Genomic DNA, 10066 nt, shown 5'->3' on the forward strand with positions numbered 1-10066 from the left:
TTTCTTTGTTATGTCAAGTTTTCTCTATACCAAATTAGATGAGCTTACCCTGTATTTTGAGGGCTAGAGTCTTGACTATAAACTTGCTTTTTCGTACTTTCATTAATTAATAAAGGCAGTAAAGCACCACCGCTAATTACAGCACTATCCACAATACTAATAGGGGAAATTTTTAAAATCTTCCTCAAGGGTGGGATAACTATACCTAGGAGTTGGATCGCAAAAGAACCTGTGATAGCCGCATTTAAGTAGGGATTATTTGGTATTTTTTCTTGACTCAATATGCTATGTTTTTCCGAACGGCAACTAATAGTATGTAATAGTTGCCCAGTTGTCAGGGTCATATAGGCAACAGTACTTGCCCTGGCACCAATACCATATCTTAGGATGGCGTAACCGTATGCGGCTAGGGTACTTGTAGATAGTATTGTTGATTCAAAGATAATTCTGCCAAAGTCAGAATTTTTGATGATTGGTTCATGGGGATTGCGGGGTGGCTGACTCAATACGTCCGGTTCTGGTGCTTCCATCGCTAAGGACAAACCAGGGAAAACATCAGTGACTAAATTCAGCCACAACAGTTGCATAGCATTCATGGGTTCGCCTAAACCTGCGGCGGTGGCGGCAGTCATGACCATGATTTCGCTGAGGTTAGTAGATAAGAGGAAATGTACAGATTTTCTGATGTTGTTGTAAATTGTTCGTCCCCGACTGACAGCAATCATCATGGTTTCTAGTCGGTCATCTTCCAAGACAATATCTGCAACTTCACGCGCGACATCGGTTCCTCCTTTACCCATCGCTACACCTACTTGTGCGGCTTTGAGTGCTGGTGCATCGTTAATTCCATCGCCTGTCATGGCGACTACTTTACCTGTTGCTTGCAACGCCTGGACAATTTGCAGTTTATTACTAGGGCTAATGCGGGCAAAAACGTTAACTTTGTCACAAAGTACTGTTAGTGCTTCGGGGGTGAGATTGTCGAGATTAGTGGAATCGAGAATTTCTATTTGCTGATCTTGACTTAAATTTAACTCTTTAGCGATCGCATAAGCTGTGGGACTTTGATCGCCGGTAATCATGACTGTATCAATACCTGCTTGATGAAAGTCCCCAATTAATTGTTTTGCACCTTTTCTGATGGGGTCTGCCATTCCCACCAAACCCAGCCAAATCAGGTCTGATTCGTGATTATTGCCATTATTTAAATCGTCAACATGGTTGTAAGCTAACCCCAACACCCGCAATGCTTTTCCGGCCATGCGATCGTTGGCAAGTTCAATGGCCTGCCTGTTTTCTGGTGTTAAAGGTACTAATTGCCCATTTTCTAGTCCCCATTGACATATTTGCATCAATTCGTTGGGGCTACCTTTAACAGCAATCAACTTGGGGCCATTGCTTGTTTCATGAATTGTACTCATGAGGTTGCGATTTTCCGATCGCAGGTTGCTTCCCCGCAGTTGATATTTTTGTCTCAGATCCATAACATTCACCCCGGCGCTAATGGCCATGTGGATTAAGGCATTTTCTGTAGCCGAACCTGTAACCACATACTCACCATCATTCTCTTGACTGACTTCACTTTCATTACACAGTACTGCTACATGAATTAGCTTTAACAAGTCATCGCTGCTATGGGGATTGATATTCTCTGCTTGTACTGTAATTTGTCGGGTGTTGGTGTGTATTTCCACCACCGACATTTTGTTTTCTGTAATTGTCCCAGTTTTATCCAAGCAAATTGTTTGTACAGAACCCAAGGCTTCCACAGCGCTGAGAGTACGAACAAGAACATTATTCTGCCTCATGTCTTGGATACCTAAAGCCAGAGTCATTGTGGCAATTGTGGGTAAACCTTCGGGAACCGCAGCCACTGCAAGGGATATACATGATTGCATCATGGTGAGTACACCATATCCCCGCAGTACTCCCAAACCAAAAACCAGGCTGCACATTCCCATACCAATTAAAACTAGTTGACCTCCCACTTCATCAAGTTGTTTTTCTAGAGGTGTGTCTGTCGCAATAGCCTCACTAATTAATTCCTGGATTTTGCCCATTTCTGTAAATTGGCCAGTGGACACAACCACAGCTAGTCCTTGTCCGCCAGTGACTAAAGTACCCTTATAAGCCATATTTAGACGGTCAGCTAACGACACATCTTTACCCAGGAGAGATGCCGTATTTTTGGTCACAGGGATACTTTCGCCAGTCAGAGTAGATTCATCAATAGTTAAATTATCTGCTGCTATCAATCGAGCATCTGCTGCTACATAAATGCCTGGTTTGAGCAATAAAATATCTCCTAAAGCCACATCTTCTGTAGGGATTTCTATCTGCTGACTTTCTCTAATTACCCAAGTTAATTTTTGCTCTCGACTGTTGAGAGAATGAATAATTTTTTCAGAATTAGTTTCTGTGGTATAACCAATTATGGCATTCAGACCCACAACACCCATAATCACTACGGCATCAATGACGCTGCCAGTTAGTAAAGAAATGCCCGCAGCCGCCCCCAGTAAAGCCACTGGCAGAGATTTAAACTGGTCAATTAAGATATGCCAATAGGAACGTTTTGATATTATAGATAAAATATTAGGGCCATATTTCGTCAGATTTATTGTGGCAGACTCACTAGATAATCCTGATATCTTGGAAGTATTTAATTTATGGATAACGATATCTTCTGCCATTAAATGCCAATCGTTTTTTGGTTGCCCAAGGGACTTAACAACAGGTTTACTCTGTGTTTTTAAAGATTTATTTAATTGTTTTGTTTGATTTGAATTAGTTTTTCTTTTAAAATCTATAACAATATTATCAATTATTAATGCTATGGCATTAAACCTGATTTTATCTGTAAAAAAAACCAGAATATTGCTGGTTAATGGATTAGCAGAAACTGAAATTATTTCCGGGTTACTGGCAAGCGATCGCTCGATATATTTTTGCAAAGATGGTGACTGATATAATTCTTTTACTTTATATCTAGCTCTGCCTTTGACAGCGGTGTGTATTGCTTGAATCACAGCCAAGTTTGCTCCTAATAATGCCCTCAAAATACAGATATGTTATAATTTGTCTACCCAATTTTAATTATAGAGACTAAAAATAAGCTCTGAATATTTTTACTGTTAAGACTTACAAACACTCAAAGTAATTAGCTAGTATTCAGATATATATAATCGCTATATTTCGTTGTTATTGTTAAGTTTTATAAAAGCATCAAAAGCAAACCAAGCCAATATATACCAAGGAATTTCTTCAAATTTTAGACCCTGTTTCATCAATTGTCGGATAGCAAATAAACCCAAAGCTAGAGGCACTAGCAACCGCAAATCAGCAACACCATTTGTCATGTGGTTGACATCAGTATTAATGTCAGACATCAAATTCTCTAAATCTTGGGCTATTACGGATTTACCATCTGTTAAAGTCTGTTGGCTACTTCTAGAACTAAATTTTTCCCGCCCGTTGGTAGTCAAATCGGGATTTACTTGTGCTGATATTTGTTCTAAAGCCTCGGTTACTTCTGTCACTACTTGACACAACCTTGCCGATAAAGCCATACCTTCTTGAATGGTAGTTCGGATTACAGGTTGTTTTACAGCTTCTGCAACAGGAACAATTAGAGGTGAGAAAATAATTGTTGCCAGATTATCGACAATTTCCGGTATATTAGCATCTTGCAAGTCCAAGGTAGATGACATCTGCAAATCTTCTCCGGGAGTAGGGCATTAATATACAAGATTGATTAAATTTTTCTTGATTTACATCAGCCTAAAGTCGCAAAATTTAGATCTTATGCTGCAATACCATTTAGATTAATTGATTTGCCCTTCTAACCAAGATTGCAAATCAGCTAAACTGGTAAAATCTAACAGTGCTTCGCTTAAATCTTCTAAAAGGGCGATCGCAGATGCAAAAATCCCTCATCTTTCTCATTTTTTAGGCTCTAGTCTCTCTCTGGGTATACATGGAAGAAGGATATTTCACAAAATTCCACCTCTAGAGTCACGTAATTCATCACAAATATCCGTAATAGTGAAAAAGGGCTTTACTAGCTCTGGTAGATTATGACTAGTAGTTGGTCAAATTGAACAATCAAGACTAAAGTCCTGACTACGAACTTGATAGAAAACGAACATACATCAAAGAGTAAATAACATGACAACTTCTACAAACCGTGATCAACAAGTTCAACAACTGCGGGAAATAATTACAGATATTAACAGTGGTATGTTAACTACAGTTGACCAAAATGGTCAATTACACAGTTGTCCTATGTGCAAAAGTGGTGAAATTAGCTCTGATGGCGCACTGTGGTTTTTTAGCTATACACATTCCCAGAAAGTGAACGATATTCAACATAATCAACAGGTAAATGTGAGTTTTACATCACCTGATAAGCAGCGATATATTTCTGTTTCAGGTACGGCGCAATTAGTGACAGACCGCCAAAAAATGCAAGAAAAATGGCAGCCAGAACTTCATACTTGGCTACCCAAGGGACTAGACGAACCCGATATTATTTTGCTCAAAGTGAATGTTAATCAAGCTGATTACTGGGATAGTGCCTCCAGCATTCAGCCACAAAAAATTAAACTGTAAGGATAGGCAAATATTGTAGGGCATTGGCATAAAAAACCAGAATAAATGTGAACCAGTGCTGAAATTCTAATCTCACGGTTTTTTGCTACCCTTGAGCCTTGATTAAATCATCCTTGTAAAAAATAAGTTCCATCTTAAGTTAGAAGTCTGACAAAATACTAATAGTTATTTTGCTTAGTAGCAGTAGTAGTAATGGAACTATCCTAGGAACTCTCAAATCCAAAGCTGAAAATTTCAGAGTTCTTAGGTTATTTACTTTTGCTCAAAATAGCTAGGACTTACGCACTCGCCACGAAAATCAAGGCTTTGAGATTGCTTCCCTACGGTCGCAATGACTGAAATACGTGGTTGGTTACGTAAGTCCTGATAGCAATAGCAAAAATAGAAGTCTTAATGCTACATTTTGGCCTTGCCATGCCACTACGTTAATTTGAGCCGGAAAATATTCAAGGCTATACAGACTATCAAGCTGCTTGAATGAAATCATCCAACATTTACAGAGCTTTGTCTGGCATAGCGTCCCATCAATTCTACTGCCTCTAAAACATGACCTTTCATAGCTGCCAGGACTTCAGCTTTTCTAGCTCCTGGTGGCAATCCTAGCAATTGATCAAGGGCATAAAGTTTGAAAAAGTAACGATGGGTGCCGCTAGGTGGACAAGGGCCACCAAAACCCAACTGACCAAAATCATTTACCCCTTGAACACCGCCACCAGGTAAATGAGATTCTTGTGTTATGCCTTCTGGTAGGTGACGCAGATTAGCTGGTAAGTCATAGACAACCCAGTGAGTAAAAGTCTGCTTGGGAGCATCCGGGTCTTCCATCAGCAAAACAAAACTCACTGTACCCTCAGGTGGACTATCCCAACTCAGAGGAGGGGAAATATTAGTATCATCGCAGGTGTATTTAAAGGGAATCGTACTACCAACAAAAAAAGCCAAGCTTTGTAGTTCCATACGCAATTACCAATTCATTTCGTAAGTTTGAATTTCTTCACTCAGCATTCAGCACTTTTTTTGTGGCTCACCTTGGGGAAGAGGATTTTCGATATGTTGGTTTAAGCTTTCAGCCATTTCAACAGCCACAATAATCAATTGCTGTTCCATCGTTCCGTAGCCTCCCTCATCACTAACCTTTGGGTAAATGTGGGGATTGGATAGCATCGCCGCCAGCAGTTGGGATGCAGTTTGTTTGAGTTCGTCAACTTGTGAGTTCACACGCTTATTCCCTCCAGTCTAATGGTGGTTCAATTAAAGTCTGATTGGACTTGCCAGCGCGAACACCTGGCTTATCTACAATTTTGACGGTGCTGGCTTGGGGGCCTTCCTCTCCCATTTCTAGGGAAAAATGTACACCTGTACCAATTCCTAACCGTTCAAAATCGTCATGCAGCACACTATTACGGTGAAAATAGATTTCTCGACCATCCAAAGTTTTCAAGAAGCCATAGCCCCTGTCGTGAAATAGCTTGGTGACCAGTGCCGTTGTCTCCTGTTCTACCTCTTGATTCTGGGCGCGATGGCTTTCCTGCTGACGCTCACTCAATTTGATTAACTGCTGACGTGCAGCATTAAAAGCATCCCGAATTACTGCATCTAAAGGATCATATTGATTACTCTCTCCGGGATTGCTTTCTGCGACAATTTCGTGACCCGGTGGGACGGTCATATCAATTCTGACTCGGTAGGGTGAACCGCTACGCGGGCGATCGTGTGTCTTTTCAATGGCTATATGACAGCTATTGATGTAATTGCAAACAAGCTCTAATTTGGCAATTTTTTCTTGAATTAAGGTATCAATCGCATTTGTTTTCTCGACATTACGATAGGTAATTTCTGGTGAGATTTTCATATTTTTGTCAAAATTTCAACAGGCTACTAAAAAAAATCAATCTTGATATTCCCTAAGACAAAAGCTTGTCAAGTACCAAGGGATAATGGTTGATGGTTAGTTTCAGACTTTGCTAGTAGGTGGCGGACTTGATCATCTGTAGTTTGAGGAAAGTCTGTGTACCACATACCCACACTATAAAAAGGACTGGGTGTGGCAGCGCAGACAATTTTGTCTACAGCCGTTGCTAACTCTTGGCAGGTTTCAGTTGTAGCCACAGGCACAGCAATCACTATCTGAGCAGGGTGTTGTCGGCGCACAGATGCCACGGCGGCCCACATGGTTGCACCCGTTGCTAAACCATCATCTACCAAAATCACGGTACGTTCTCTTAAATCAGAGAAGGGGCGATCGCCTCGATAAAGTAGTTCCCGGCGCTCTAACTCTCGTTCTTCTTGCACGGCAACTCTGGCAATCATGTCATCGGAGATATTCATCTGGTTGACGATATGTTCATTAATTATCCGCACGCCACCAGAAGCGATCGCCCCCATTGCCAGTTCTTCTTGTTCCGGTACACCCAGTTTACGGACTACAACCACATCCAAGGGAGCTTTTAATGCTTTGGCAACTTCAAAGGCCACAGGTACACCACCTCTGGGTAGTCCTAACACGATTACATCTGAGCGATTAGCGTAATCTGCTAACTCCCTAGCCAAAGTTTGACCTGCGGTTGTTCGGTTTTTAAATAACATGGTGTTATGCTCCTGATTTTGGCTCAGAAAAGAGCTTTTAGGTCTTCACACACATTGGTTTTTGACTTCCTAATGCAAATAAGGGATTGATTTGTTCTCATCTCAATTGATCTTAGAAAGTTATACATTCTCTGTCCTCTGACTAACGAGGCGACATAACCGATCTACCCTTCTATCTAATGGCAGAGTTATTGATACACAGAAATTTCATACTGAGTTTGTAACAAATTCTGTAACAGCACTGCGGTTTGAACTAGCATTCGTCTAAATTGGTGAAAAATCTCCGGGTAATCCCTGAATGAAGGGGTAATTTTGTTCAAAGATATACGTGACTATCAAATTCTATTTCTGAGCTTGTTCCTTGTCTTGGGAATTGGTACCAGAGATTGGACACTGCGTCCAGAATTAATCGGAGTAGCGATCGCCACTTGTTTATTTACTCAATGGCTATTGTCCCTCGTCAAGACCAAGATCATCAAATGGCAAGACCCAGAGTCAGCAATTTCCCTGAATCTCCGCAGTGCTTTAATTACCTCCTTGGGACTCAGCCTACTTTTGCGGTCTGACCATTGGACAACAATGGCTTTAGCCGCTGCTAGTGCGATCGCTAGCAAATTTCTGTTGCAAGTTAATCATAAGCATTTTTTTAATCCCGCCAATTTTGGGATAATTACCGCTTTAGCTTTGACCCCCGATGCTTGGGTTTCACCAGGACAGTGGGGTGAGCAATGGTGGTATGGGCTGTTATTTATGGGGACTGGCGGCATGATTTTACAAAAAATTGGTCGCTGGGATACTACAGCCGCTTTTTTAAGTACCTACTCCTTACTAGAAGCAATTCGTAATCTTTACTTGGGTTGGACTTGGGATGTTTATGGACATCGCTTAATGAGTGGGTCTTTGCTGTTATTTGCTTTGTTTATGGTTACCGATCCCCGGTCAATTCCCAATAGTCAAATTGGGCGTGTAGTTTGGTCAGTATGTATCGCCATCTTGACATTTATTTTGCGGAATTATTTCTTTGTTTCCACAGCAGTTTTTTGGGCATTATTCGCCCTAGCCCCATTGAGCATCCTATTTGATGTTCTCTGGTCAGCCCCAAGATTTGCTTGGTTAGGAAAGCCAGAAAATAACTCGGCAATCAGCACTTAACAATGAGGTATAAAATGAAGCGATTTCAATTGATAATTCCTTTACTGGTAGTAGTTATATCTGTGTTGTGCTTTGCGCCGACAGCTTGGGCATTTTGTGGGTTTTATGTTGCCAAAGCTGATGCCAAATTATATAACAAAGCTTCTCAGGTCATCATTGCGCGGGATGGCGATCGCACTGTGTTGACAATGGCCAACGACTTCCAAGGCGAAGTTAAAGATTTTGCTATGGTAGTACCTGTACCTACAGTGTTGCAAAAAGAGCAAGTTCGTGTTGCCCAACCCAAAATAGTTGAGCGATTGGATGCTTTTAGTGCGCCGCGATTGGTAGAGTATTTCGATTCAGATCCTTGTACCCCGACAGTTTACGAATCTGTCATGCCTCAAGCAGCACCTAGCCCCACAGCAAGACAAGGGAGTAGAAGAGACAGTGATGCTAGCTTGGGTGTCACAGTTGAGGCGCGTTTTAATGTTGGTGAATATGACATTGTAATTTTGAGTGCTAAAGAATCTGGTGGACTAGAAACTTGGCTCAACCGCAACGGCTATAAAATTCCGCGAGGAGCAAAACAATTACTTAATCCTTATATTCGCTCCTCCATGAAATTCTTTGTTGCTAAAGTCAATCTAGATAAATTTGAGCAATCTGGTTATCAATTTCTCCGTCCTCTGCAAATTTCTTATCAGTCACCCAAATTCATTTTGCCAATTCGTTTGGGGATGATTAATGCCACCACTGAACAGGATTTGATTGTCTATATTCTTTCTCCCAAAGGTGAGGCAGAAATCACTAACTACCGAACAGTAAAAATTCCTACTGATGCCAATATTCCTATCTTTGTAAAAAATGAATTTAGTGACTTTTACAAATCGATGTTTCAAACTTCTTATACAAAAGAAGATAAGAAAGTCGCCTTTTTAGAATATGCCTGGGATATGAGTAATTGTGACCCTTGTTCTGCCGACCCCTTGAACCCAGAAGAACTTAAGCAAGCCGGTGTATTTTGGCTTGATGATAATTCAGCAAACATACCAAATTCTCCTAACTTCCGTCGTCCATTTCCCAACAGTAATGTTTTTATCACTCGTCTGCATATCCGCTACACCCGTGATAAATTTCCAGAAGATCCAACTTTTCAAGAAACTTCTAACCGCCAATTGTTTCAAGGGCGTTATGTCCTCCAACATCCGTTTACAGGTGAAATCAATTGTCCATCTGGCAGAGAATACCAACGGTCTTTACCCAAACGTTTTGAACAAGAAGCGCAGACGCTAGCCAAGCTAACCAACTGGAATATTCAAGACATTCGCCAAAAAATGAAGTTAAGTGTGGGTAATTTGACTAATTCTTGGTGGCAAAATTTCTTATTGTGGTTGAAGTTATAGCCTATTGACAGATCTAGGCTTGAATCTCGTAGAGTGCGTTATGGACGTTAGTTCTAACGCACCGAGAATTGAGAATAGTGTGTTGCGTTACGCGACAATACACCCGACAAACTTTTCACGGTATCTGGTGCCGAACTGCTCAGGGCATCGCTTGAAAAGGGGGGAAATTTTCTTGAAGTCCCCCTTTTTAAGAGGGATTTAGGGGGATCAGATCATTTGTATGTACACGGTAGCCTACGAGGAGAGAGACTTTGATGATGTGAAAACTCAGGTGTGTACTAGGGTGTTGATTTTGTGGGAGAGATGCTCAAAATTTTTCATGCAGTTTCTGT

The 10066-nt window shown here is 41.0% G+C and carries 10 protein-coding genes; 3 read left to right on the forward strand and 7 right to left on the reverse strand.

The annotated features are described in order from the left end of the window. Nucleotides 1-44: 44 nt before the first annotated feature. The 3 genes from ACM0OS_RS26900 to ACM0OS_RS26910 form a co-directional block, all read right to left on the reverse strand. Nucleotides 45-3029: a cation-translocating P-type ATPase gene (locus tag ACM0OS_RS26900; RefSeq protein WP_414546239.1), complete on the reverse strand. Its 2985-nt coding sequence runs from the start codon at nucleotides 3027-3029 to the stop codon at nucleotides 45-47. Nucleotides 3030-3188: 159 nt separating this feature from the next. Next, on the reverse strand, nucleotides 3189-3710 hold the full coding sequence (locus ACM0OS_RS26905) for a DUF5132 domain-containing protein (protein ID WP_414546240.1): 522 nt from the start codon (nucleotides 3708-3710) through the stop codon (nucleotides 3189-3191). Nucleotides 3711-3824: 114 nt separating this feature from the next. Beyond that, nucleotides 3825-3929: a DUF4351 domain-containing protein gene (locus ACM0OS_RS26910; RefSeq protein WP_414546247.1), complete on the reverse strand. Its 105-nt coding sequence runs from the start codon at nucleotides 3927-3929 to the stop codon at nucleotides 3825-3827. Between the two features lie 238 nt (nucleotides 3930-4167). Here ACM0OS_RS26910 and ACM0OS_RS26915 point away from each other — a divergent pair, with 238 nt between their 5' ends. Beyond that, entirely contained in the window at nucleotides 4168-4611 is a 444-nt protein-coding gene (locus ACM0OS_RS26915) for a pyridoxamine 5'-phosphate oxidase family protein (RefSeq protein WP_414546241.1), read from the forward strand. 483 nt (nucleotides 4612-5094) lie between these two features. Here the strand turns inward: ACM0OS_RS26915 and ACM0OS_RS26920 are convergent, their stop codons facing one another. The 4 genes from ACM0OS_RS26920 to ACM0OS_RS26935 form a co-directional block, all read right to left on the reverse strand. After that, on the reverse strand, nucleotides 5095-5568 hold the full coding sequence (locus ACM0OS_RS26920; RefSeq protein ID WP_414546242.1) for a YbhB/YbcL family Raf kinase inhibitor-like protein: 474 nt from the start codon (nucleotides 5566-5568) through the stop codon (nucleotides 5095-5097). A gap of 48 nt (nucleotides 5569-5616) precedes the next feature. Continuing rightward, nucleotides 5617-5829 carry a hypothetical protein gene (locus ACM0OS_RS26925; protein WP_414546243.1) on the reverse strand — a complete coding sequence of 71 codons (213 nt, stop codon included), beginning with the start codon at nucleotides 5827-5829 and terminating at the stop codon, nucleotides 5617-5619. Between the two features lie 4 nt (nucleotides 5830-5833). Further along, a complete protein-coding gene (locus ACM0OS_RS26930; protein WP_414546244.1) occupies nucleotides 5834-6463 on the reverse strand; it encodes an HPF/RaiA family ribosome-associated protein in 630 nt (209 codons plus the stop codon). Between the two features lie 68 nt (nucleotides 6464-6531). Next, nucleotides 6532-7197, reverse strand: coding sequence for a phosphoribosyltransferase (locus ACM0OS_RS26935; RefSeq protein ID WP_414546245.1), 666 nt, complete (start codon nucleotides 7195-7197; stop codon nucleotides 6532-6534). A 309-nt stretch (nucleotides 7198-7506) separates the two neighbouring features. Between ACM0OS_RS26935 and ACM0OS_RS26940 the strand changes: the two genes are divergently transcribed. Beyond that, the gene (locus tag ACM0OS_RS26940) at nucleotides 7507-8349 is read left to right on the forward strand and encodes an RnfABCDGE type electron transport complex subunit D (protein WP_414546248.1); all 843 of its coding nucleotides are present in this window, start codon (nucleotides 7507-7509) and stop codon (nucleotides 8347-8349) included. Between the two features lie 14 nt (nucleotides 8350-8363). Then, nucleotides 8364-9734 carry a DUF2330 domain-containing protein gene (locus ACM0OS_RS26945; protein WP_414546246.1) on the forward strand — a complete coding sequence of 457 codons (1371 nt, stop codon included), beginning with the start codon at nucleotides 8364-8366 and terminating at the stop codon, nucleotides 9732-9734. Nucleotides 9735-10066: the final 332 nt, after the last annotated feature.

It is taken from the genome of Nostoc sp. CCY0012 (assembly GCF_963920855.1).
In the GTDB taxonomy this organism is placed as follows: domain Bacteria; phylum Cyanobacteriota; class Cyanobacteriia; order Cyanobacteriales; family Nostocaceae; genus Cyanocohniella.